Below are 23,890 nucleotides of genomic sequence, written 5' to 3' on the forward strand. Positions count from 1 at the left end.
CGAGTCCGCTAAGCGTGACGGAAAAGTTCCCTGCTCTTCAATGGTTTATCACCCAGATAAAAACCCAGTACGGTACGAAGCAGCTTGCGTGCCTCTCTTTGCTCCGCTGATCCTCCCAGCGTGCGCGACTCCAATGATAGCAATGTCTGACCACGGATGGCATGTTCATTCTCTGCGGGGCATTCGATGACCCCATGGTCCTGAACAAACTGATAGCACTTGTCCGCCTCGACCGGTTTACCCTGTATATGCTCCATGGTCAGCGGAATGCCGTACCCCAGCTCATGCAACATATCCAGTTCAAAATAACGCAACGCCGCCTCATCGACCCCATTTTCAGAGAGCTGATTCAGCAACCTCCGGTAGATATGGAACAGCCGTTCATGGGGATCATTGCGTTGCAGCAGGCGCATCAGGAGTTCATTGAGATAGAAGCCACAGAACAGCGCTTTTCCGCTGAGCTGGAACAGGCGTCCGGCGGCCTCATAGTCGGTCAGCGTTTTCACTTCGCCCCGGCCACTCCAGCCGATCAGGAGCGGCACAAATGGCTGTAATAGCCCTGATGCGGACTTGCCCCGGCCCTTGGCCCCTTTGACCACGGCGGGGAAACGCCCCTGCTGTTCGGTGAAGCATTCAACCAGCAGGCTGCTGTTTGAGTAGTCCCGGCGATGCAGCAGGAAGGCGGCCGACAAGGTGGAAGCAGAGGAGATCAATCACTGTAACCCAGCCGGGACAGGGCCCCTTCATCACTGGACCAGCTCTTTTTTACCTTGACCCAGAGCTGAAGGAAGACCTTCTTGTCGAAGAATTTTTCCATCTCCTTGCGGGCCTGGGTACCGACCTCTTTCAACGCATCGCCCTTGGCCCCGATAATGATGTTCTTCTGGCCCTGGCGCTCGACCCAGATCAGGGCATCGATGCGATAGAGATTGCCCTCTTCCTCGAATTTCTCTATCTCTACCGTCAAGGCATAGGGGATCTCTTTCGCATAACGCCGGGTCAACTGCTCGCGTATCAGTTCCGCGGCAAAAAAACGTTCCGACCGGTCGGTCAACTGATCCTCCGGAAAGATGTGCTCGCCTTCCGGCAGGTTGGCGGCCACCTGCTGTTCCAGTGGTTGGAGGTTGTTGCCCGTGCGGGCCGAGAGCGGTATCACGGCGATGAAATCAAACCGCGCGGCGGTAGCTTCGAGATAGGGAAGCAATGCCTCCTTGTTTTTCACCATATCGACCTTGTTGACCACCAGCAGGAGCGGTATGGTCAGTCGGGACAAGGCATCCAGCACCGCCTGATCCTCATCCGTCCAGCGCAACGCCTCGACGACAAACAGGATCAGATCCACATCGGCCAGCGCGGACCGCGCGGTACGATTGAGATAGCGGTTCATTGCGTGATCACCGCGTTTATGGATGCCCGGGGTATCCACATAGATGATCTGATCCGATTCCGTGGTCTTGACGCCGAGAATGCTGTGGCGGGTGGTCTGCGGCTTATGGGAGGTGATGGCCAGCTTCTGGCCGATCAACCGGTTCAGTAGTGTCGATTTACCCACATTGGGTCGTCCGACAATGGCACAAAAGCCGCACCGGCCACTCGGTTGTTCAGACATTCTCGATCCGCCTCAAAAATCGGCTGGCCGCATCCTGCTCCGCCTTTCTGCGGCTGCTGCCCGTGCCTTCAGTAATTATATTCAGCTCATCCACCCGGCAAGTAACGGTGAAGCACTGTTCATGCTGTTCACCGGTTATACTGATAATAGTGTAGGTTGGCAGCGGGTTCTTCCGCGATTGAAGCAACTCCTGCAGCCGTGTTTTGGGGTCTTTCTGCTGGGACTTTTTGCTCAGCCGCGAGAGCTTATCCTCAAACAGCTCGAGAATGACCCGGCGCGCCTCCAGATATCCGCCATCGAGATAGACCGCGGCAAACAGAGCCTCTACTGCATCCGCCAGAATCGAACCACGCGAGTGCCCACCGCTCCTGAGTTCACCCGCGCCCAGATTAAGAAACTTGCCCAGATCCAGCTGCTTGGCGATCTGGGCCAGTGAATCGCCCTTCACCAGACCCGCCCTGAGCCGACTGAGCTCTCCCTCGTCGGCATCCGGGAAATTGGCATAGAGATAATCCGCGATCACAAAGCCGAGAATGGCATCCCCGAGGAATTCCAGGCGCTCGTTGTTGCTGCTTCCGGCACTCCTGTGGGTCAGTGCCGTTTCCGCCAGTCCCAGGTTGGTGAATGCGTAGCCTATGGACCGGCATAGGCGTTCAACCGGTTCTCTCAATTTGAAATCAGCTCTATTTGATCAGAAAAAGAGACCAGGATGTCGAGGTTGCCCACCATCTTTTTCTGTACCGTGTAGGTGATATCAACCTTCATGATGCCGGGACTTTTCTTGACCGTGACATGATCAGCCGCCAGGTCGTAGACCCCGTTGATATCCAGACGATGTATGATCATCTTTTTTACTTCAAGTGCCGAACGCTTGGTGATCAGCGGTTCATCCTTCAGCGATTCCACCACATCCTTGACCGTCAGGTTCTCAAGGTAGATAGGCCCGATCTTCATGCCCAGCAGGGCAAAAAACAGAATCAATGCAACAACCGTCATCCAGCCCGTAAGGGTCATCCCCTTCTGTCTTATCAATCCGCCTTTCATCATGCCCCCTGATTTGTTATATGCCTTTTATCAAGCTTCATAGCCATTCCTAGTGTATGCCATTGCCGATTCGATCCCAAGTCACCGGAAAACCCGATCGATTCGAATCCCAGTTCATCCAGATGGCAAACGCCTTGCCGACCAGCAGCTCTTCCGGCACCAGCCCCCAGCAGCGGCTGTCATTGCTGTTATCCCGGTTATCGCCCATGGCGAAGTAGTGCCCCTCCGGCACGGTAAACGGGCCGCGCATCAACACCTGACAACCATAGCCAAAATCGGGAGCCATGGGATTGATGAGAATCTCATGTTCCACATCGCCCAGTTGTTCGACATTCTTCAGGGCACCGCTCTCCCGGACACCGCTGCCGACACCGTTATAGATTTCAACATGACTTTGCGGCTGCGGCTCCCCGTTGATGAACAGGGTTTTGTTAGCGTAACTGATCACGTCACCGGGCACACCCACCACGCGCTTGATATAGTCCACGCGTGGGTTTTGCGGATATTTGAATACCACCACATCACCGCGTTCTGGCTCATCCAGTTCAATCACCTTCTCATTCAGGACCGGCAAGCGGATGCCAAAAGAGAATTTATTCACCAGGATGAAATCACCCACCAGCAGGGTCGGCATCATGGAGCCGGACGGAATCCGGAAGGGTTCCACGACGAAGGAGCGCAGCACCAGCACGGCCAGGATGACAGGAAAAAAGGAGCGCGAGTACTCGACCAGCATCGGCTCTTTCGCCTTCCCTTCCCCACCTGCCTGCAACAGACGCCGCCTGGAAAAGAAAAGTGCATCAAGCAGCCAGATGAAGCCGGTCAAAAAAGTCGCGATGACCAGAAAGAGGGGAAAATCGAAATTCATAGGCGGTTCCAACCTGATCCTGAACTACAGAGCGTAGTTTGTGAAAAACAGTGTTCGATAATGATGTTCAGTTGTCCTTTCCAACACGTAACACGGCAAGGAAGGCCTCCTGCGGTATCTCCACACGGCCAACCTGTTTCATGCGTTTTTTGCCCGCTTTCTGTTTTTCCAGCAGCTTGCGTTTGCGGGTGATATCTCCACCATAACACTTGGCGGTAACGTTTTTACGCAGCGCCTTGACCGTGGTTCTGGCGATAATCTTACTGCCGATAGCGGCCTGAATGGCCACCTCAAACATCTGCCGCGGTATCAGCTCTTTCATCTGCGAGGTGATCTCGCGCCCCCGCGACTCACAGTTTTCCCTGTGCACAATCAGCGACAGGGCGTCCACATGCTCACCGTTGATCAGGATGTCCAGCTTTACCAGACTGGCGGGCTGAAACCGCTTGAACTCATATTCAAAGGAGGCGTATCCACGGCTGACGGATTTGAGCCGGTCAAAAAAGTCCAGCACCACCTCGTTCATCGGCAGCTCATAGGTTACCTGTACCTGGCCACCCAGATATTGCAGGTTTTTCTGCATGCCGCGTTTTTCGATACAGAGATTGATGACATTACCGAGATGTGCCTGGGGTACCAGGATGTGAGCCTCGATAATAGGCTCACGTATTTCGGCAATCTGGTTTGGCGCGGGAAGATTGGCCGGATTGTCGACCATCACGATGCTGCCATCGGTCTTTTCCACTTCATAGATCACCGTCGGCGCCGTGGTGATCAGATCAAGATCATACTCCCGTTCCAGTCGCTCCTGCACAATCTCCATGTGCAGCATACCCAGAAAACCGCAGCGGAAACCAAAACCGAGCGCCTGGGAGGTCTCCGGTTCATAATGCAGGGCGGCGTCATTCAATTTCAGCTTCTGCAAGGCATCGCGGAAATTTTCATAGTCGTCCGAGCTGACCGGATACAGGCCGGAGAAGACCCGCGGCCGCATCTCGGCAAATCCCGGGAGAGCCGCTGTCGCCTTGTTGTCCGCCAGGGTCAGCGTATCACCCACCGGCGCCCCATTGATATCCTTGATACCGGCAATGACGAAGCCCACCTCGCCCGGTCCCAGATCAGGGCGGGTCTCCCGCTTCGGCGTAAACACACCCACCTTCTCCACCTGAAAGGTCCTGCCGGTTGACATGATAAGCATCTTGTCCTTGGGCTTGATCCTGCCATTGAAGACCCGGATCAGTGAAATGACCCCCACATAGGAGTCGAACCAGGAGTCGATGATCAGCGCCTGCAACGGTTTGTTTTCGTCACCCTGGGGGGGCGGCACAAACTCCACCAGCTGGGCCAGCAATTCGGGTATCCCGACGCCGGTTTTGGCGCTCACGCGTATCGAATTATGCGCTTCGATACCGATAATCTCTTCGATCTCGGTGATCACTCGCTCCGGGTCAGCCGCCGGCAGATCGATCTTGTTCAGGACCGGCAGCACCTCCAAACCCTGTTCAATAGCGGTGTAGCAGTTGGCGACGCTCTGCGCCTCGACACCCTGAGCCGCATCCACCACCAGCAGCGCCCCCTCACAGGCGGCCAATGAACGGGACACTTCGTATGAGAAATCCACATGCCCGGGGGTGTCGATGAAATTCAGCCGATAGGTCTCTCCATTGGGTGCTGTGTAGTTGAGGGTGACACTCTGCGCCTTGATGGTGATGCCACGTTCCTTTTCCAGGTCCATGGAATCCAGCACCTGTTCGCTCATTTCCCGGTCACTCAGGCCGCCACAAAGGTGGATAAACCGATCGGCGATGGTAGATTTTCCATGGTCGATGTGGGCGATGATGGAGAAGTTGCGGATATGCTGGAGATCTGTCATGAATGATTTACTGCGTAATGAGCCCTGGGTTGTACAGCGAATGATTACACTTTAAAAATATCGTGTAACCAATTGAAAAAAACGGAACTTTTTTTCAAAAAGTTCCGTCGACAATAGTGATGGAATGACTGTTCCCACGAAGGCTACATCATACCCCAGTTTGTACTGTACACAAATAGCCTTATGCGCGGTCCGCCCGGGGTCTGTCAAGAAACCGCTCCAGCCCAATCGGATCAAGATAGTAGTTGCAGATCACGTCATCACCGGCGGCCAGGACCGGGATCAGCTTGCCGTATCGCGCCTGCAGCTGCGGATCACCATCCACGTCGATCAACTGCAGGTCGAACGGACGCGTATCGCGAATCACCTGAAGATGCTGCCACATGTCTTCACAGAGGTGGCAGCCGTCACGATAATAAAACGTGAGCGTATGATTATGATTCACCCGGCGATTACTCGTTCGGGACCTGCAATGGGATGAAACGTGCACCATTACCGCGGTGAATCAGTACCGCAACCGTCGTTCCCTTGGGCAGTTTCTTGGCCGCCGCCTCGAACTCCTCGACGCTGGAGACCCGCTCACGATTGATCATCTGAATCACGTCGCCGGGCTCGATGCCGGCTTTTTTCCCCGCCCCGTCATCCACCGACTGGACAAACACGCCCTTGATCCCGTTGAGCTTGTACTGGCTCCTGATCTCGTCGTCCAGTTCCACGACCTGCACGCCCAGACTGGAGTGGCTCTCCTGCATCGGCATGCCACCCTGGGCCATATCACTCTTCAACTCGCCAATATTCACCTGAACCGTTTTGCGTTGACCGTTGCGGAGAATTTTAAGCTCGGCCGGTTTGTCTATTCCACTGGCCCCGACCAGGTGTTGAAGCATGGAGGAACTTTCAAGTTTGGTGCCATTGTATTCCAGTATGACATCACCCACCTCCAGACCGGCCTTCTCCGAGGGGCTGCCAGGCATCACCCGGGCGATCAGCGCGCCATAGGGGTACTCCATGCCAAAGGATTTGGCCAGTTCACGGGTCACATCCTGAATCATGACACCCAGCCAGCCGCGTTTGACCTCACCACTGGTGCGCAACTGGTCAACCACGTTCATCGCCAGATCGATCGGGATGGCAAAGGAGAGGCCCATAAAGCCTCCGGTCCGGCTGTAGATCTGCGAATTGATGCCGACCACCTCGCCATCAAGATTAAACAACGGCCCCCCGGAGTTGCCCGGATTGATCGCCACGTCGGTCTGGATGAAGGGCACGTAGTTTTCGTTCGGCAGGCTGCGCCCCATGGCGCTGACGATTCCGGCGGTTACCGAGTGATCAAAGCCGAACGGCGAACCGATGGCCAGCACCCACTCCCCTACCTTGAGTTTTTTGGTATCGCCGATCTTCACCTGCGGCAGACCCTTGGCATCGATCTTCAGCAGCGCCACGTCGCTGGTCTTGTCCATGCCGATGACTTCGGCCAGGTATTCGCGGCGGTCACTGAGCCTCACCAGGATCTCATCGGCACCACTGACGACATGGGCATTGGTCATGATGTACCCGTCATCGGAGATGATGAAGCCGGAACCGAGCGAGCGGGCGTCGTATTCGCGCGGTTCACCCGGCCCCTGTCCCTGCCCCTCGCCGAAGAAGTGACGAAAGAGCTCATTGAGCGGACTCCCCTCCGGCAGCTCCGGAATCTGCAAGTCCCGGTTCAACCGATTGGGGACCGTTTTGTGCTGCTTGGTACTGATATTGACCACCGAGGGGCTGTTATCCTCTGCCAATGCGGTAAACTCAGGCAATGATCGAGCCTGTACCGCAACGGAAGCGAATAGCAGTACGCTGATCAGTGAGAGTGAGGTAAAGCGGTTATGCAACAACGCTTTCATGTATAGCTCCTGTAATCTGTTACAGCGTGTGTCCAGGAGTCTGTCGGGCGTTAGCGATCCTCCGACAGGCTCCTAGGTTATCCCATTGATGACATGAACCGAACCGGCCCGGCGAAGAATCACGGCCTGATAGGCACTGCTTCCTCTGGTCCTGAAAGCAAACCGGCGTAACCAGACAAGTCCGATCAACAGACCCAGTAGACCACTGATAATTGAAAGTGGTTCCGTGGAAACGAAACCGATTTGTTCAGCGACCCATTGCCCCAGCACGCCACCGCTAAGTAACGCCAGCAATGGCACGATATAGAAGAAAAACGAGGCACGGGTCAGCGCCGATTCATCCAGGCCGACAATCACCCGCTCGCCCGGCGTTGCGCCTATCGGATTCAACACCTCGACCACTGTCCGGCGGTTTCCAAACACCTTGGCCAGCACGGAGGTACCGCAGGCACCCTTCGCTTCACAGCTCCCGCAACTGGTTTCCCGCTGGGTTTCAACCTGGGCAAATTTCCCATGGGTGGCGGTAACTATCGCGCGCTCTTCTATCATCGGGCTTCTATCGTTGTCATTTGGACGGTTGGAGTGATTTGGCAATTCGCTCGACCGTCAGTGCCGGAACCTCACCCACCGCGGTCACCTGATATCCGGCTACCTCATTGCCAAAAGCATTGACGGTACCCATGGTTGAGCTGCCACGCAGTCCGACCTCGGCTGCTGCCTCGACATAGACAGAGAGCGAGGCCAAGCCATCGGAAAGTACGAAGTGATCAATTTCCCCCGCCTGATTTCTGGCTTTTCGTTTCGAATGAAGCGTGACATCGAAGCCTTTCGGAAGATCCCTGAAAGACCATCCGGATAACTGCGCGTCGGATATTGCCCGCATCGGTTTCTGCTGTACCCACTGATAATCCTCCTTGCCATCCAGCGAGATTCCGGCGATCTCTCTACTGCTGGTGTGTACCTGCAGCTGGGTAAACATCAGTTGGGATATGGAAACACCGGACACATTCAGCATGTCGGTTTTCAGCGGCAGCGCATACTCGGTATCCAGATAAAGACGATACCCGTAACGATAAGCATCCGTGGGTATGATGGCGACAACCCGGGCCGAACGGCCGGCAACCCGCTGTTCCCCGAGCAGGTGAAAATTATAGTAGTCGGACAGCTGACTGATATCGACCGAGAAGACCGCACGCAGACCAACGCCGCTGACCCGGTTTCCGATCGAGACGGATTTGGCGTCGGGGGCTATGCAGGTTACCGATGCATTGTCCCTGAACACCTCGCGGGGGACCCCATTGAGAGAGACCAGCCGTTCCTTCTCCCCGCCATTGTCCACCGTGTGGACGATCTGCATGCTCTCAAGCTGAGAGTTGTGCAAAAAAACAAAGGTACCCTCATAATTCAGGCTATGAACGGCACTGACCATGCGTTGCAGCCAGCTACGTACATCATCCTCCATTGCAGCCGCATTAGCATTCAGGGAGCCGATAATCAGCAGCGCAGCGGTGAAAATTTGAACCAATCTCATGTGCTTCAGCGGTTACTGTCGTAACTGACAAAATTGGCATAGGGTATGACGCCAATACCGCCAGGAGCCGCATATTCATTATGATCAATCAGAAAACTGTTGAGTTTAGACTCCACCTTCGGTTCTGAAAGGTTCTTCCAGCGGGTGCTGGACTGGACCAGATAGGGTTTGGGATCGGGCACGGAGTGCTCTGCAATCACCTGCCCCCCCGGCTCCGGCGTCATGTCGGTGAGCTGGGGAAATGCCAGCACCGTGATTACCGCCACGGATGCCGCCAGCGCCGCGCCTCCGGCGGATTTATACCAGCGGGATGGAAAACGGCCCAGACGTCCGGTGGGGAGCGGCCGCGACAGGGGAAAATTCACCGGCTCCCGCTCCAACTGGCGCTTCACCCTGTCAGCGATGGAGTCAGCGGAAAACCGTACCGCTTCACCGCGCATGGCGTCGCCAATCAGGGTATAGCGGTCCCAACTGCCGCGAAGCGACGCGTCCTCCTCAAGCAAATCAAGGGTGTGACGGAACTCTTTCTGGTTCAGCTCATTATCCAGAAGCGCGGAAATCTGCTCATTGATATCGTCTGTCATTTTCATATCCGACCGGGTCGATATACCACTGCTGTTAAAAAATCAGCCTAGAAGCGGTTGCAATTTCGCATCTATGGCTGCACGCGCACGAAATATTCTTGACCTCACTGTCCCTACCGGGCACTCCATCGCCCTGGCTATCTCCTCATAACTGAGACCCTCGAGTTCTCTGAGGGTTATGGCGGTACGCAGGTCTTCAGGCAACTCGTCGATGGCCTGATTGACCGTTTCGGCAATCTCTTTCTCCAGCAGGTGATTCTCCGGCGTGGCGTGCTCTTTCAGCCGCGCGCCGGCATCCAGCTGTTCGGCTGTCTCCGCATCAATATCCGAATTGGGGGGACGACGCTTCTGGGCAACCAGATAGTTTTTCGCCGTGTTGATGGCAATCCGATAGAGCCAGGTATAGAACGCACTCTCTCGGCGAAAGTTGGGCAAAGCCTTATAGGCCTTGATGAATGCTTCCTGTGTCACATCGAGAGTCTCACTGGGATCTCGCACATACCGGGAGACCAGATTGGCGACCTTCTGCTGATACTTGAGTACCAATAGATCGAAGGCCTTCTTATCTCCACGCTGCACACGTTCGACCAACTCCTGGTCAATTTGACGTTCCCCCATCAGGGTGTGACCTCTGATAGTGGTAAGCCCCGCTCCATACTCAAAGTGATTGACAACATGCTGTGTGATAAGTTCTCAATATCCGGTTCTCGAAATCCGTGAATTAGGATAGGATTCGTCCACAGTGTCCGCATCCCATGGACCCTGCCTTTTAATGCTGAATTATGACCCCAAGCCAGGATTCGGGCAAACCCCATGAATACAAACACTCCCAAACAATTTGATGTACTGATTATTGGCAGCGGCGCGGCCGGCCTGAGCCTTGCCCTGCGATTGCCCGAATCCATCCGTGTCGCCGTGATCGCCAAACGCGGGCTGAGCGAGGGTAACACCTATTACGCCCAGGGTGGTATTTCCGCCGTGCTGGACGTCGAAGACTCGATAGATTCCCATGTGCAGGACACCCTGGAGGCCGGGGCCGGGCTGTGCGACGAGCAGACCGTCCGCCTGGTGGTTGAGAGAGGCCCGGAAAACATCCAGTGGCTGCTCGACGAAGGCGTGGATTTCACCCGGGACAAGCCGATGGGCGGCGGTTATCACCTCACCCGCGAAGGCGGCCACTCCCATCGCCGGGTCATTCATGCGGCCGACGCTACCGGACAGGAGGTCGAGAGCCGTCTCGAGTCCCAGGTCAAGGCGCGCCACAACATCAGCCTGTTCGAGCAGCATAACGCCATTGACCTGATCATGGGGAGCAAACAGGGCATCGCGGAAAATCCCTGCCTTGGCGCCTACATACTGAATAAAAAGAGCAACCGGGTCGAAACCTTCGTGGCGAAATTCACCGTTCTGGCGACCGGTGGCGCCAGCAAGGTCTATCTCTATACCAGTAACCCGGACGTATCCACTGGAGATGGCATCGCCATGGCCTGGCGGGCCGGCTGCCGGGTGGCCAATATGGAATTCATCCAGTTTCATCCGACCTGCCTCTACCACCCCCATGCCAAATCCTTTCTGATCACCGAGGCGCTGCGGGGCGAAGGGGGCAGACTGCTGCTACCGGATGGTACCCGCTTTATGCCGCAGTTCGACCGACGCGCCGAACTGGCGCCGCGGGATATCGTTGCCCGGGCGATCGACCACGAGATGAAACGGATCGGCGCGGACTGCGTCTATCTGGACATCAGCCACAAACCGGCCGAGTTCATCCGTGAACATTTTCCCAATATCCATGCCAAGTGCCTCGAATTCGGCATCGACATCACCACCGATCCGATCCCGGTGGTGCCGGCCGCTCACTACACCTGCGGCGGCGTCATTACCGACCTCAAGGCCAGGACCGACGTGCCGAATCTGTTCGCCATCGGCGAGACCTCCTACACCGGGCTGCACGGCGCCAATCGCATGGCCAGCAACTCCCTGCTGGAGTGCCTGGTCTATGCACAACAGGCGGCCTGGGACATCGAGCGGCGTCTGCCATCGGCGGCCGAACCGCCCGAGGTCACCCCCTGGGATGAAAGCCGGGTCACCGATTCCGACGAAGAGGTGGTGGTCTCCCATAACTGGAACGAACTGCGCCACTTCATGTGGGACTATGTCGGCATCGTACGCAGCAACAAACGCCTGGAACGGGCCAAGCGGCGGATCAACCTGCTCAGGCACGAGATCAAGGAGTACTACAGTCACTTCCGGGTCACCAACGATCTGCTGGAGCTACGCAACCTGGTGGAGGTGGCCTACCTGATCATCCACTCCGCACAACACCGCAAGGAGAGTCGTGGCCTGCATTTCAATATCGACTTTCCGCATCAGGATGACCGGTTCCAGAAGAGCCCTACCGTTCTGATACCGGATAATTATCAACCGCTGGTAGCTGACGACTGACCCGTTGCTTGAGCCGGACCCGTAGCCGGCGGCGTTGCTCCGGGTCACAGTTGTCCGCCAGCAGCAGATAGTATCGGCGACCGAAGAGCCCGCTGCGGAATCCCAGGATGGTTAGCCAGTGGGTGTTGAAGCAGCTGTGCAGCAGCGGATAGTGGCGGGTCGTTCCACCCGCCTCCTCAACCAGCCAGCCGCCATCCGCAGCCCAGACGATAGTTGTTTGAGCTCCGGCCAGGGCCCGGGTATTTCTCAACAGCAGTACCCAGGAGAGCACAAGCCAGGTGATCGGCAACAGCATCGCGATCGGATAGGAAATGGTCGCCGCGGCGACGCCGCAATAGCCGGCCAGCAGCGTATGCAACAGATGCCGATAAAGGATTAATATTCTTGACTGTTGAAGCCTGATTCGCAGCGGCGCCTGTTCCCGATTCATCACACTCCCTGTGCCACGGAAAAAATGTTACGGTTAGTTCTACTTTGTGTAACTACTCACCCGGTCTGTAAGTGATTGGCCTGCCTTGCCGGCCTCACACGATGGCTTATCTCCTCGAATCCGGCCCCTTTTTCAGCGCCCGCCCAAACTCGCTTCGCTCAAACAAGGGCAGGCTTGAATCTGAAAAAAGGACCGGATTCAAGGCGCCATCAAGATCGGCCAACAAGGCAGGCCAATCACCCCGCGAGTAGTTACGAATTAGGTTCGCATTTGCATCAGGCCGACCAGGCGGCGGATATTGGCGTCGGATGGCACCACATTGCCCATAACCCAGTCCAGCAACAGCTGGTCCTCGAAATCCAGTATACGGATAAACAGGCGCTGGTCCTCCGGGGGAAGAGCAGCGTAGTGCCGGTCAAGGAACCCGATCAAAACATAATCCAACTCAAGCATGCCACGCCGGCACTGCCAGCGTAGCTGCCCGAGAGGAGGAAGTTCGGATTCCGTCACCGGCCTGTTCACGCTAGATAGAGTGTCTTAGCATCAGTTCCTTGATCTTGCCGATCGCCTTGGTCGGATTGAGCGATTTTGGGCAGGACTCCACGCAGTTCATGATGGTGTGACAGCGGAACAGTTTATAGGGTCCTTCCAGCGCGTCCAGGCGCTCTTCGGTGGCCTGGTCCCGGCTGTCCGCCAGGAAACGCCACGCCTGCAGCAGGGCCTGCGGTCCATGGAACTTGTCCGGGTTCCACCAGAACGAGGGACAGGCCGTAGAGCAGCAGCCGCACATGATGCACTCGTACAGGCCGTCCAGCTTGTCTCGGTCTTCCGGCGACTGCAGGATCTCCTGCTCCGGCAGGGCGTCCTTATGGATCAGGTAGGGTTTGACGGCCCGGTACTGCTGATAGAACTGGGACATATCGACCACCAGATCGCGAATCACCGGACGCCCCGGCAACGGGCGCACGTTCACCGGCTCTTTCAACTCGCTCACCGGTGTGGTGCAGCCCAGCAGGTTCGCGCCGTTCACATTGACGGCGTCGGAGCCGCATACACCCTCGCCACAGGAGTGGCGGAAGGCAAAGGCCTCATCCTGACGCTTGATCTCCATCAGGGCATCGCGCAGCATCATGCCTCGGGTCACCTCGACGTCGTACTCCTGCATATGCGGGGCGGTGTCGACGTCCGGGTTATAACGGTAAACAAAAAATTTCATTCAACAACCCTCAGTAGACACGCGGCTTCGGCGGGAAGGTTTCAACGGTAAGCGGCTTGGTCTGAACCGGCTTGTAATCCAGTCGATCACCCTCTTTGAAGTAGACCGAATGCTTCAGCCAGTTCACGTCATCACGCTCAGTGTAATCGGGACGGGAGTGGGCTCCCCGGCTCTCCTTGCGCTCCAGTGCGGAGAGCACGATCGCCATGCCGATGTCGATCAGATTTTCCAGCTCCAGGGCTTCGATGCGCGCGGTGTTGAACACCTTGCTTTGGTCGCCCAGACGCACGTCCTTCAGCTTCTCGCGAAGCGCTTTTACCTTCTCAACGCCTTCCGCCATGATCTCATCGGTGCGGAACACACCGGCATGATCCTCCATCACCTTGCGGAACTCATCGCGCAGTTCGCGCACCGAAATACCCTCGCCCGACTGTTCCCAGCGGGTCAGTCTGGCCACGGCCTGGTCGATGGCGGCTTCGCTCATCGGCCGATGTTCCGGATTATCCTTCAGATTGTTGATGATCTGCTGGCCGGCCGCGCGGCCGAATACCAGAATATCCAGCAGCGAGTTGCCGCCGAGGCGGTTGGCGCCATGTACCGATACGCAGGCGCACTCGCCGGCCGCATAGAGTCCCGGAACGATCTGCTCGGAGCCGTCCGCGGCGGGGATCACCACCTGACCCAGGCGGTCGGTCGGGATACCCCCCATCATATAGTGGGCGGTCGGGAATACCGGGATCGGCTCGACCGCGGGATCAACGCCGGCAAAGATCTTGGAGCTTTCGCGAATACCCGGCAGACGCTTGGCGATAATATCCTCGCCCAGGTGGTCCACCTTCAGCAGCACATGATCCGCATTGGGTCCGCAACCACGGCCCTCTTTCACCTCGGTGACGATGGCGCGCGATACCACGTCACGGCTGGCCAGGTCCTTGGCGGTGGGGGCATAACGCTCCATGAAGCGCTCGCCATCCTTGTTGATCAGATAGCCGCCTTCACCGCGCACACCCTCGGTAATCAGCATACCGCGTCCGGCGATCCCGGTCGGATGGAACTGGAAAAACTCCATATCCATCAGCGGTACACCGGCACGCAACGCCATGGCCATGCCGTCACCGGTATTGATATGGGCGTTGGAGGTGGTGCGAAACACCTGCCCGCCGCCACCGGTCGCCAGCAGCGTGGTCTTGGCCTCGATCAGCAGCGGCTCACCGGTCTCGATCTCCAGGGTCAGGGCGCCCAGGATGGCCCCATCCTCGTCACGGATCAGCTCGACCCCGAAGTACTCGTCAAAGAAGTGGGTACGGGCACGGATGTTCTGCTGGTACAGGGTGTGCAGAATGGCGTGACCGGTCCGGTCGGCCGCGGCACAGGTTCGTGCCGCCTGGGCACCACCGAAATTCTGGCTCTGGCCGCCGAAGGCACGCTGGTAGATCTTGCCGTTATCCAGGCGGGAGAACGGCACGCCGTTGTGCTCCAGCTCGTAGACGGTGGGGATCGCCTCGCGGCACATGAACTCGATGGCGTCCTGGTCGCCCAGGTAATCCGATCCCTTGACGGTGTCGAACATGTGCCAGTGCCAATTGTCCTCGAAGACATTGGCAAGCGCGGCATTCACACCACCCTGGGCGGCTACCGTATGGGAGCGGGTCGGAAATACTTTCGAGACAACAGCCACACGCAGGTTGGCGTTGGCAAGCTGTAGCGCTGCATTCAGGCCGGCGCCGCCGGCACCGATAATCAGCGCATCAAAACGTCTTCTGGCTAGCGTCATGATATACCTTTATTAATATGTGGTGTTCAGGCTGCCACACCGGCGAGGAATACAACCTTGGCAAACCAGAGGCCGCAACCGATGAAACCGATTGCAAACAGGCTCAGCAGGCCTACCCGTGCCATGATGGGGTGTACATAATCGATCAATACGTCACGAATGCCGACCCAGGCATGGATCAGCAGCGCCGTGGCAAACAGCAGCATGCCGAAGGTGACACCGGGATCGGCGACGTAAGCCCGCCACGCCTCGTAGGATTCTGGTGCATTGAAGCTCAGATGGCCGAGCATATATATAAGGTACAGGCCCAGATAGACTGCACTGATGCGCTGCAACGCCCATGCGCGCAGCCCGGATGCTTGACGACTCATAATAGAACCAACCCGATCAGAACGGCGAGAACCGGAGCGGCTACCATCACGGCCTGGGCCGACTTGGTCGCAATCTCCTTCTCCACACCCATGTGAATATCGATCAGCAGGAAGCGAATACCTGCCAGTAAATGGTGCAGCAACGCCCAGAGAACCACGAACAGGACCAGCTTGATAAACAGGCCGTCCAAAATCATCTTCGCCTCGGCAAAACCTTCCGGTCCGGAGAGTGAAAGATCAAGGGCATATGCCAGGAAGGGAATGGCCAGGATCATCAGCACCCCGCTGGCCCGATGGCCTACCGACATGATGGCGGCGATCGGGAAGCGGAACTGCGTCAGGTCTAGATAGACAGGCCGGTTTTTTGTCGTCATACAGATAGTCTCTTGTCTCAGCCTAATGTACGTATGGATTTTTCGTCAGAAACGGTACACCTGACGCAACCGAACCCAATTATAGCGATTTGTCCCGGCTTTGAAAGGATATATTTTATACAGCCATTAAATTTACTTGGCGATAAATTATCCGTTAATAAGTTTTCAATCGATATCTAACTCCCTGAGATACTTGAATAATTTTCGCTGTGCCGCTGGCGGCTTGGCCAATTCGCGCTCTTTTTTACCGGTACGAATTAATTGCCTTAGGTGTTGAACGTCCACATTAGGACAAATATCCAACAGATCTGACAGAGTTTTGTCATCTCCCTCGATCAGCCGATCCCGCCACTGTTCGATACGGTGGAAACGCTGCGTGTCCTGCATCGCCCGATCGTCCGTCCGCTTGAACAACAGTTCCACCTTTTCCGTATCTTCCTGGCTGAGCAGCTTGCCCAGACGCCGGATGTGACGGCGCATGGCATTGTGGCTCTTGATCCGTTGTGACTCCCGCAGTGCATCCAGCATCACCTCCGAAAAGCCGAACCCCTCCCATTGGGCTGGCTTGAGGCCAACCAGCCGCTCACCCAGGGCCTGCAGCGCCAGCATCTGGCGCTTGATTTCACTGCGGGAAACCGTTTGCTCTTCTTCATCAAATTCATACGATTCGAAATCGTCGGACATTACCAGTGCTCCGTCATTGTGATAATTGCGAGATGACTACTCGCCCGGCCTGTAACTGATTGGCCTGCCTTGTTGGTCGATCTTGATCCAGCCATCACGTGAGGCCGGCAAGGCGGGCCAATCACCCCGTGAGTAGTTACGTAATTATCACGTTGATGGAGCACTAGACAACCTGAAAATATTCGATTAATAACTGTACGTTCGTGGCGCCGCGAAACTCATTGATATCCAGTCGATAGGCGGCGTGGATGGTCGCCGGTTGATGGGTGGGTAACGCGGCGGACTGATTGAAGGCGATGGCGTCAAACGTCTCCGCCCTCCCCGCTCGACGCAGGGCCAGCTTGGCGTGCCCGGCGCCCACCGTTTGTTGACGGACGACCTCAAACCGGTCGTCGAACAGCGGCTCGGGAAAACCCTGTCCCCAGGGACCGGCCTCACGCAGCTGCTCCGCCACACTCAGGATCATCTCATCCACCTCAAGACCACCGTCCGAGCGCAGCGCCCCGTCGAGCGCGCGTCCGTTGAGTTGTTGCCTTACCGCTTCATCAAAGCAGCGGCTGAAGCGCTCCAGGTCACACTTCATCAGGGTCAGCCCGGCCGCCATGGCGTGCCCGCCAAACTTGTCCAGCAGCTGGGGGTGGGCGGTGGCGATCGATTCCAGGATATCGCGTATGTGTACGCCGCGGATGGATCGTGCCGATCCTTTCAGCATCTCACCATCCGCATCGGCAAAGGCGATGACCGGCCGGTGATACTGCTCCTTGATACGCGAGGCCAGGATCCCGATCACCCCCTGATGCCAGTTCTCCTGATAGACACAGATCCCCAACGGGAGCCGATCACCCAGCTCCAGCGAAGCGAGACAGGCGAGTGCCTGCTGCCGCATCTCCTGCTCAATCTCCTTGCGCTCTCCATTCAGGCTGTTCAGCAGACTCGCCGTCTCGGCCGCCCTGGCAGGGGAATCGCTCAGCAGCCCCGCTATCCCCACGGACATGTCGTCCAGGCGACCGGCCGCATTCAATCGCGGCCCCAGGGTGAAACCGAGATCGGCCGCCACCACCCGGGACAGGTTCTTGCCGGCGCTGGCAAATACCGCACGGATCAGTTCGCAGCAGCGGCCGGCGCGAATTCTTGCCAGGCCCTGCTGTACCAGGATCCGGTTGTTGTGATCGAGCCTCACCACGTCGGCCACGGTGCCCAGGGCCACCAGATCCAGGTAGTCGGCCAGGTTGGGTTCCGGCAGCCCCTTTTCCCCAAACCAGCCAGCCTCCCGCAGCCAGGTCCGCAAAGCGGCCATGACATAGAAGACCACCCCAACCCCGGCCAGATGCTTGCTCGGGAAGGGCTCGCCGGGGTTGTTCGGGTTCACAATCACATCGGCATCGGGCAGTTCTCCCCCGGGCAGGTGGTGGTCGGTCACCAGCACGGCGACGCCCTGCTCGCGCAACAACCGCACGCCCTGCAGACTTGCGATGCCGTTGTCCACGGTCATGACCAGATCCGGGCTCCGGACCAGGCATTTACGGGCGATCTCCAGCGTCAGCCCATAACCATCGATAAACCGGTTCGGGACGATGAACTCCACTTTCCGGGCACCCATGGCGCGCAGCGCACGCAGCGCCAGGGCACAGCTGGTTGCCCCGTCCGCATCGAAGTCCGCAACCACCAGAATCCGCCCCTGCCCGGCCATCACCCGATGCAGCAGTTGCGCCGCTTCCCGGGTACCGCCCAATGCCTCGGGTGGCAGCATGGCGCTCAGCCGGTAATCCAGCTCCCCCAGGTCACTGACACCGCGCAGTGCGTAGATGCGCTGCAGCAGGGGCCATTCCGACAGCGCTTTGGCGTCGTAAGCCGGGATATCCGGCCGCAGGATGGTTCGCTGCGCTACGCTCACGCGTCCGCACCCGCCTCATGCAGGATGTAGGATCCCTTGGTACGGCCAAAATCGAGGAACCGTTGCTCGAAGTCCTCGACGACCGACACCTGTACCGAGGGCCGGGCGAGCAGTGCGCGACCCCATCGGTCCAGCGGTGTCGGCATCAAGTCGGACAGCTCCTCCCGGTGTTGCTTCAGGATCGCAAAACGCATGAAAAACGGGGCGTAAGCGGCGTCGAGCAGGGAGAAGCGCTCCCCCATGAAATAGGGGCCCGCTCCCAGTTCCGGCACCAGCCGGGCAAACAGCCCTCCCAACACCTCGCACTGCTGCTGAAAATTGTCTTCATCCCGGGCGGTGAACAGCCGAAACTGCTCAAACAACAGATTCGAGCCGAACTCGATCCAGCCCCGGTGTTTGGCACGCAGCAGCGGCTCCTCCGGGTGCAGCCGGGGGGGATAAACCTCGTCCAGGTACTCGTTGATGATGGCCGACTCGAACAGCACCTCATGATCGATTTTCAGCAGCGGCACCTTGCCGAAGGGTGAAATCGCCTTGAACCATTTCGGCGGATCGGCAAGATCGATGTAGCTGACCGAAAAATCGACCCCCTTCTCCTTGAGGACAATGACCGCACGCTGTACAAAGGGGCAGATCTGAAAGCTGACCAGTTCGAGACTCATGGGGCCTCCTCGGAAATATTCATATGACGAACGTTATCGATCGTGGAAGAATACCACGAAGCACCCTGAAGCTATTCACGGATAGTTCAAACCACACCTTAGTCCGAACTCGATATGCTGCAAATTGAACAGTGGTCAAGCGTCGAGGCGGTACCGGCACCGCCGCGCACCGGCACGCTCGCTATCTGGCTGCTCGACCTGGATTCGATTGAGGCGGATCTCTCGCATCTGCTCTGCGCTGACGAACAGTCCCGGCGGCAGAGCATGGTACGGGAAGTGGAGCGGCGACGTTTCACCAATGCCCGGGGTTGCCTGCGTTTCATCCTGTCCGCTTATCTGCGGCTCCCGGCGGAAACCATCCGATTCAGTTATAGCGCCAAGGGCAAACCGCAACTTGCCTCCATCCCCACTCCGCTCCACTTCAATCTGAGCCATTCCGGTCCCCTGGCCCTGCTGGCGGTCAGCGCGGACGCGCCCGTCGGCATCGACCTGGAACGGGAGATGATGCGCGACAATCTGCGCAAGATTGCCCGGAAGGTGTTCGGCCCAGAGTGGATAGACGCCATTGAGCCGGTCGATGACCTGCGGTTCAGGTGCGCCTTTTTCAAACAATGGACACAACACGAGGCCAGGGTGAAGGCGATCGGCGAAGGGGTATTCTCACGCGGCAGTCGACAGCGGACAATCCCATGCGTCAATTTCACCCCCCGGGGGGGGTGGTGCGCGGCGGTCGCCGTCGATGGTGGTCTGCCATCGGTGGAAAACTGGGGCACTTATCGGTTCACCCCTGATCTGCTGGCCGGGATGAGTTAAACTAGCCCGCCTTATCAACCCATCCGTCGCAGAAACAGGTCCATGGCCATGCAAAACAACCCGATTACCGGATTCAATCACCTGCTCCAGGGGCTGAAGATGCTGATGCGGCCCGGTCTCAAGCGCTACCTGCTGGCACCGATCGCCATCAATATCGCGGTCTTCACCGTCATCGGCTGGATCGGCTTCAGCCTGTTCGACGACCTGGTCAACTCACTCCTGCCGGAGACCGGCTGGCTGAGCTATCTGCGTTGGTTTATCTGGCCGCTGTTCGCCCTGAGCATCATGCTGGTCACCTTCTATACCTTCACCACCGTCGCCAATCTGATTGCCGCCCCCTTCAACAGCCAGCTGTCGGCCAGGGTCGAGGAGCTGCTGACCGGTGAACGGCCACCGGAAAACCGGCAATCGCTGCGGCAACTGGTGCTGCCGACCGTCCGCTCAGAGCTGGTAAAACTGTGCTATTTCCTGCTGCGTGCCGTGCCGCTGCTGCTGCTGTTCCTTATTCCCGGCATCAATCTGCTGGCGCCCTTTCTCTGGTTGTTGTTCAGCGCCTGGTTCCTGGCCATCGAATATGCCGATTACCCCATGGGGAATCACGGGCTGAACTTCCAATCGCAACATGGCCAGCTGAAACAGATGCGCCTGACGGCGCTGGGTTTTGGCGGCGGCGTCACCCTGCTGATGATGATCCCGCTGCTCAACTTCGCCGCCATGCCTGCGGCGGTGGTTGGCGCTACGCGCCTATGGTGTGACAGTCGCACGGCGGCGGCCGCGCCTTGAGGGGATGTCCTCTAGGAGTCTGTCAGCGCTTGATGAAGCGGGCGATACGCGCCACGCCCTCGGTCAGCTTCTCCATCGACGTGGTGTAGGCGAAGCGCACGTGCTGTTCCGGCAGATTGTCGCCAAAATCCTTTCCCGGCGTGATCGCCACCCCTTCCGTTTCCAGCAGCTCATAGGCGAAGGCAAAACTGTCGCCGGTAATCTTGCGGCAATTGGCGTAGAGATAAAAAGCCCCCTCCGGCTCCACCGGGATATCAAAACCCAGCCCCCTCAGCGCCGGCAACAGGTAATCCCGGCGCCCCCGGAATGCCTCACGCCGCTGTTCGACAATGCGCTGGGTTTCCGCGCCAAAGGCCGCCAGCGCCGCATACTGGGCTGGCGTGGGAGCCGAGAGGAAGATGTTCTGCGCCAGGCGGTCCGCTGCGCCGATATGGCTTTCCGGAGCCACCATCCAGCCCAGTCGCCAGCCCGTCATACCGTAATACTTGGAGAAACTGTTGATGATAAACAGGTCGTCGCTCACCTCGAGCGCGGTGAAGGGAGTCGTCCCATACACCAGTCCCAGGTAGATCTCGTCGACGATCAGCACGCCGCCCCGCTCTTTGACCACGCGGTGAATCTTGGCGAGCTCTTCGCGGCTAATCAGCGTGCCGGTGGGATTTGATGGCGAGGCCACCATCACCGCACGCATATTGTCGGTCCATTCGCGGGCGATAATCTGCGCGGTCAGCTGATAGCCGGTCTCCGGCCCGACCGGGACCGTCACCGGCTCACCCGAGACCAGCCGGACAAAGTGGCGATTGCAGGGGTAGCCGGGATCGGCCATCATCACCGCCTCCCCCGGATTCACCACGATACTCATCACCAGTTGCAGCGCCCCGGAGGATCCCGGGGTCACCAGCACCCGTCCCGGATCAAGCTGAACCCCATATCGATTCAGATAATCCCCGGCGATGGCGGCACGCAGCTCCGCTATGCCCACCGCTGGCGTATAACGGGTGAAACCTTCATCCAGGGCGCGTTTCCCCGCCGCGATGATGGGTCCCGGGGTGGCAAAGTCCGGTTCCCCCACTTCCATATGGATAATCGATCGGCCCGTGCCCTCCAGTTCCCGGGCGCGCGCCAGCAGCTCCATTACATAGAAGGGGCGTATAGAGGCCATTCGATAAGCTATCATCCGACGGGTCGCTCTTGAATTGGGTGAATTGGGTGGGTTGCCGGCACCGGGGCAATACGCTCAGGATAGCGCATGTAGGCGGTGTAACAAACCCACGTCAACCAGGCTCGCGTGGTCAACTGCTCCACCCAATACCCTCGCCGGGCTCTGTTGCTCGCCCAACTGATCCACAATCAGGCTGGCCCCGGTGAAATCCTCTTCGGCCGTGTAGCCATTCACGGTGATGATCACTGTTTGAATCCCGGCGGCGGTCGCCGACCTGAGGCCGTTATGGGAATCCTCGATCGCCACACAGGCGCGCGGCTGCAGATCCATTTTTTCCAGCGCCCAGAGGTAAATGTCCGGCGCCGGTTTCTTTGCCGGCACCACATCGCCGGCGGCTATCAGCTCAAATGGGTGCTTTCCCATATGGCCAAAGAAGCGGCTCAGCAGGGCTTCGACATTGGCCGGCGTCGTGGTGGTGACGATAGCCAGGCGCAGACCGGCTTCCGCCGCCTCATCGATCAGTCTGATCACCCCATTTCTCGGCGGTATCAGCCCCTCCTCCATCAGGGTAACGAAAATCTCACTCTTGCGACGATGCAGTTCGGCTATAAACCGGTCCAGATCGGCCGGGCGTTCCCAACCCGGATTGAACCGCTCCAGGTAGTAGCGGATACGCTCCTTGCCGCCGGTCACATTGAGCAGTTGACCGTACAGCCGCGCATCCCAATGCCACTCCAGACCCGCCTGGGAAAAGGCGGTATTGAATGCCACCCGATGGCCGTCCCGTTCGGTATCGGCAAGGGTGCCGTCCACGTCCCACAACAGTGCTTGTAAATTTGACATAACCTACTCTTTTAACTACTAATAACTATACCCTGCCGGCCCGGCTGACAGGTTGGGAAAAAATCCATTTTACCTGACTGGCGGGGCCGCAACACGGACCAATCGTGGGGGTATCTGACAATTGTTGCCCGCAACAGAAGATTCTGGTTATCATAGCCGACTTCGTTAGAGTGGTTTTCCAGGAGTCATTGAATGACCGCAAAGAAAAAGCCAGAGAATGACCTTACCGGCCCTTTCGGCTTCAAGCCTTATAAAGAGAAAAAGGGCGAGGAGTACATGAGCGAGGCAATGGAGGAGCATTTCCGGGCCATCCTAAAGGCATGGAAGCAGGAGTTGATGGAGGAAGTCGACCGGACAGTGCATCACATGAAGGATGATGCCGCCAACTTCCCCGACCCCAACGACCGAGCCACCCAGGAATCGGAGTTCAGCCTTGAGCTGCGCACCCGTGACCGCGAGCGGAAGCTGATCAAAAAGATAGAAGAGACATTAAATCTTATTGATGGTCACGACTATGGTTATTGTGAGGCCTGCGGTGTGGAGATCGGGATTCGCCGGCTGGAGGCGCGGCCTACCGCCTCACTCTGTATCGACTGCAAGACCCTGGACGAGATCAGGGAGAAGCAGATGAGCTGAAGCTCCATCCGCACCACACGTGTTAAACTTAAAGCCGGCATCTAGCCGGCTTTTTTGTCCAGGGATGGTCTTACACCGCGGAGAACAAGGATTGGTGTAGGGGCAACCCCCCGTGGTTGCCCGGGAAATGGGCAGGCACAGGGGCCTGCCCCCTACACCGCGGGGCCATGGATTGGCGTAGGGGCAACCCCCCGTGGTTGCCCGGGGAACGGGCAGGCACAGGGGCCTGCCCCTACGGCGCGGGTCCAAGGATTGGTGTAGGGGCAACCCCCCGTGGTTGCCCGGGGAACGGGCAGGCACAGGGGCCTGCCCCTACGGCGACAAGCCGGATGCCGGGAGCGGCTCTGGACATAAGGTAGGGATACCGCGGTGGTGTGGAAGCGGGTCCGTCCGGGGACGCGAACCACACAC

27 protein-coding genes are annotated in these 23,890 nt (G+C 57.9%); 4 read left to right on the plus strand and 23 right to left on the minus strand.

Features of this window, described 5'->3' with window-relative positions; all coding sequences use genetic code 11:
- Window positions 1-8: 8 nt before the first annotated feature.
- The 12 genes from recO to rpoE form a co-directional block, all read right to left on the minus strand.
- Window positions 9-713 (minus strand): DNA repair protein RecO, encoded by a 705-nt coding sequence (gene recO / locus O9K64_RS17140; RefSeq protein WP_275099331.1) that lies wholly within the window; start codon window positions 711-713, stop codon window positions 9-11.
- Window positions 710-1,609: a GTPase Era gene (gene era / locus O9K64_RS17145; RefSeq protein ID WP_275099332.1), complete on the minus strand. Its 900-nt coding sequence runs from the start codon at window positions 1,607-1,609 to the stop codon at window positions 710-712. The genes recO and era overlap by 4 nt, the downstream gene beginning before the upstream one ends.
- Window positions 1,602-2,279 (minus strand): ribonuclease III, encoded by a 678-nt coding sequence (gene rnc, locus O9K64_RS17150; protein WP_275099333.1) that lies wholly within the window; start codon window positions 2,277-2,279, stop codon window positions 1,602-1,604. Before rnc ends, era begins: the two co-directional genes overlap by 8 nt.
- Complete coding sequence (locus tag O9K64_RS17155) at window positions 2,276-2,623, minus strand: DUF4845 domain-containing protein (protein WP_275099334.1); 348 nt, start codon at window positions 2,621-2,623, stop codon at window positions 2,276-2,278. The genes rnc and O9K64_RS17155 overlap by 4 nt, the downstream gene beginning before the upstream one ends.
- A gap of 79 nt (window positions 2,624-2,702) precedes the next feature.
- Window positions 2,703-3,521: a signal peptidase I gene (gene lepB, locus O9K64_RS17160; protein WP_275099335.1), complete on the minus strand. Its 819-nt coding sequence runs from the start codon at window positions 3,519-3,521 to the stop codon at window positions 2,703-2,705.
- A 67-nt stretch (window positions 3,522-3,588) separates the two neighbouring features.
- Window positions 3,589-5,394, minus strand: a complete 1,806-nt coding sequence (lepA, locus tag O9K64_RS17165; protein WP_275099336.1) for a translation elongation factor 4 — start codon at window positions 5,392-5,394, stop codon at window positions 3,589-3,591.
- Window positions 5,395-5,575: 181 nt separating this feature from the next.
- Window positions 5,576-5,839 (minus strand): glutaredoxin family protein, encoded by a 264-nt coding sequence (locus tag O9K64_RS17170; RefSeq protein ID WP_275099337.1) that lies wholly within the window; start codon window positions 5,837-5,839, stop codon window positions 5,576-5,578.
- Window positions 5,840-5,846: 7 nt separating this feature from the next.
- Window positions 5,847-7,280: a DegQ family serine endoprotease gene (locus tag O9K64_RS17175; protein ID WP_275099338.1), complete on the minus strand. Its 1,434-nt coding sequence runs from the start codon at window positions 7,278-7,280 to the stop codon at window positions 5,847-5,849.
- A 72-nt stretch (window positions 7,281-7,352) separates the two neighbouring features.
- On the minus strand, window positions 7,353-7,829 hold the full coding sequence (locus O9K64_RS17180; RefSeq protein WP_275099339.1) for a SoxR reducing system RseC family protein: 477 nt from the start codon (window positions 7,827-7,829) through the stop codon (window positions 7,353-7,355).
- A gap of 16 nt (window positions 7,830-7,845) precedes the next feature.
- Complete coding sequence (locus O9K64_RS17185; protein ID WP_275099340.1) at window positions 7,846-8,811, minus strand: MucB/RseB C-terminal domain-containing protein; 966 nt, start codon at window positions 8,809-8,811, stop codon at window positions 7,846-7,848.
- 5 nt (window positions 8,812-8,816) lie between these two features.
- Window positions 8,817-9,395 (minus strand): sigma-E factor negative regulatory protein, encoded by a 579-nt coding sequence (locus O9K64_RS17190; protein WP_275099341.1) that lies wholly within the window; start codon window positions 9,393-9,395, stop codon window positions 8,817-8,819.
- Window positions 9,396-9,437: 42 nt separating this feature from the next.
- On the minus strand, window positions 9,438-10,013 hold the full coding sequence (gene rpoE, locus O9K64_RS17195; RefSeq protein ID WP_260293916.1) for an RNA polymerase sigma factor RpoE: 576 nt from the start codon (window positions 10,011-10,013) through the stop codon (window positions 9,438-9,440).
- 195 nt (window positions 10,014-10,208) lie between these two features.
- Here rpoE and nadB point away from each other — a divergent pair, with 195 nt between their 5' ends.
- Window positions 10,209-11,837: an L-aspartate oxidase gene (gene nadB, locus O9K64_RS17200; RefSeq protein ID WP_275099342.1), complete on the plus strand. Its 1,629-nt coding sequence runs from the start codon at window positions 10,209-10,211 to the stop codon at window positions 11,835-11,837.
- Here nadB and O9K64_RS17205 read toward each other — a convergent pair.
- From O9K64_RS17205 to O9K64_RS17245, 9 genes are all read right to left on the minus strand, one after another.
- A complete protein-coding gene (locus O9K64_RS17205; RefSeq protein ID WP_275099343.1) occupies window positions 11,788-12,267 on the minus strand; it encodes a protein YgfX in 480 nt (159 codons plus the stop codon). The genes nadB and O9K64_RS17205 overlap by 50 nt on opposite strands.
- A gap of 258 nt (window positions 12,268-12,525) precedes the next feature.
- Window positions 12,526-12,777 carry a succinate dehydrogenase assembly factor 2 gene (locus O9K64_RS17210; protein WP_275099344.1) on the minus strand — a complete coding sequence of 84 codons (252 nt, stop codon included), beginning with the start codon at window positions 12,775-12,777 and terminating at the stop codon, window positions 12,526-12,528.
- A gap of 13 nt (window positions 12,778-12,790) precedes the next feature.
- Complete coding sequence (locus O9K64_RS17215; RefSeq protein WP_275099345.1) at window positions 12,791-13,483, minus strand: succinate dehydrogenase iron-sulfur subunit; 693 nt, start codon at window positions 13,481-13,483, stop codon at window positions 12,791-12,793.
- A 10-nt stretch (window positions 13,484-13,493) separates the two neighbouring features.
- A complete protein-coding gene (gene sdhA, locus O9K64_RS17220) occupies window positions 13,494-15,257 on the minus strand; it encodes a succinate dehydrogenase flavoprotein subunit (RefSeq protein WP_275099346.1) in 1,764 nt (587 codons plus the stop codon).
- 26 nt (window positions 15,258-15,283) lie between these two features.
- Window positions 15,284-15,628, minus strand: coding sequence for a succinate dehydrogenase, hydrophobic membrane anchor protein (gene sdhD, locus O9K64_RS17225; RefSeq protein ID WP_275099347.1), 345 nt, complete (start codon window positions 15,626-15,628; stop codon window positions 15,284-15,286).
- Window positions 15,625-16,002, minus strand: coding sequence for a succinate dehydrogenase, cytochrome b556 subunit (gene sdhC, locus O9K64_RS17230; protein WP_275099348.1), 378 nt, complete (start codon window positions 16,000-16,002; stop codon window positions 15,625-15,627). The genes sdhD and sdhC overlap by 4 nt, the downstream gene beginning before the upstream one ends.
- Window positions 16,003-16,167: 165 nt before the next feature.
- Complete coding sequence (gene yjgA / locus O9K64_RS17235) at window positions 16,168-16,686, minus strand: ribosome biogenesis factor YjgA (RefSeq protein ID WP_275099349.1); 519 nt, start codon at window positions 16,684-16,686, stop codon at window positions 16,168-16,170.
- 163 nt (window positions 16,687-16,849) lie between these two features.
- Window positions 16,850-18,580 carry a single-stranded-DNA-specific exonuclease RecJ gene (gene recJ, locus O9K64_RS17240; protein ID WP_335342312.1) on the minus strand — a complete coding sequence of 577 codons (1,731 nt, stop codon included), beginning with the start codon at window positions 18,578-18,580 and terminating at the stop codon, window positions 16,850-16,852.
- Window positions 18,577-19,242, minus strand: a complete 666-nt coding sequence (locus O9K64_RS17245) for a glutathione S-transferase family protein (RefSeq protein WP_275099350.1) — start codon at window positions 19,240-19,242, stop codon at window positions 18,577-18,579. Before O9K64_RS17245 ends, recJ begins: the two co-directional genes overlap by 4 nt.
- A gap of 114 nt (window positions 19,243-19,356) precedes the next feature.
- On the opposite strand from O9K64_RS17245, the gene O9K64_RS17250 reads away from it, so the two are divergent.
- Both O9K64_RS17250 and cysZ read left to right on the plus strand, forming a co-directional pair.
- Entirely contained in the window at window positions 19,357-20,055 is a 699-nt protein-coding gene (locus O9K64_RS17250) for a 4'-phosphopantetheinyl transferase family protein (RefSeq protein ID WP_275099351.1), read from the plus strand.
- Window positions 20,056-20,097: 42 nt separating this feature from the next.
- The gene (gene cysZ / locus O9K64_RS17255) at window positions 20,098-20,838 is read left to right on the plus strand and encodes a sulfate transporter CysZ (protein WP_275099352.1); all 741 of its coding nucleotides are present in this window, start codon (window positions 20,098-20,100) and stop codon (window positions 20,836-20,838) included.
- 22 nt (window positions 20,839-20,860) lie between these two features.
- On the opposite strand, the gene O9K64_RS17260 is transcribed toward cysZ, so the two are convergent.
- Both O9K64_RS17260 and O9K64_RS17265 read right to left on the minus strand, forming a co-directional pair.
- Window positions 20,861-22,015 carry a pyridoxal phosphate-dependent aminotransferase gene (locus O9K64_RS17260; protein WP_275099353.1) on the minus strand — a complete coding sequence of 385 codons (1,155 nt, stop codon included), beginning with the start codon at window positions 22,013-22,015 and terminating at the stop codon, window positions 20,861-20,863.
- 60 nt (window positions 22,016-22,075) lie between these two features.
- Window positions 22,076-22,843 carry an HAD family hydrolase gene (locus O9K64_RS17265; RefSeq protein WP_275099354.1) on the minus strand — a complete coding sequence of 256 codons (768 nt, stop codon included), beginning with the start codon at window positions 22,841-22,843 and terminating at the stop codon, window positions 22,076-22,078.
- Between the two features lie 192 nt (window positions 22,844-23,035).
- Between O9K64_RS17265 and dksA the strand changes: the two genes are divergently transcribed.
- Window positions 23,036-23,479: an RNA polymerase-binding protein DksA gene (gene dksA / locus O9K64_RS17270; protein ID WP_275099355.1), complete on the plus strand. Its 444-nt coding sequence runs from the start codon at window positions 23,036-23,038 to the stop codon at window positions 23,477-23,479.
- Window positions 23,480-23,890: the final 411 nt, after the last annotated feature.

It is taken from the genome of Sedimenticola hydrogenitrophicus (assembly GCF_029017505.1).
GTDB classification, from domain to species: Bacteria; Pseudomonadota; Gammaproteobacteria; order Chromatiales; family Chromatiaceae; genus Sedimenticola; species Sedimenticola hydrogenitrophicus_A.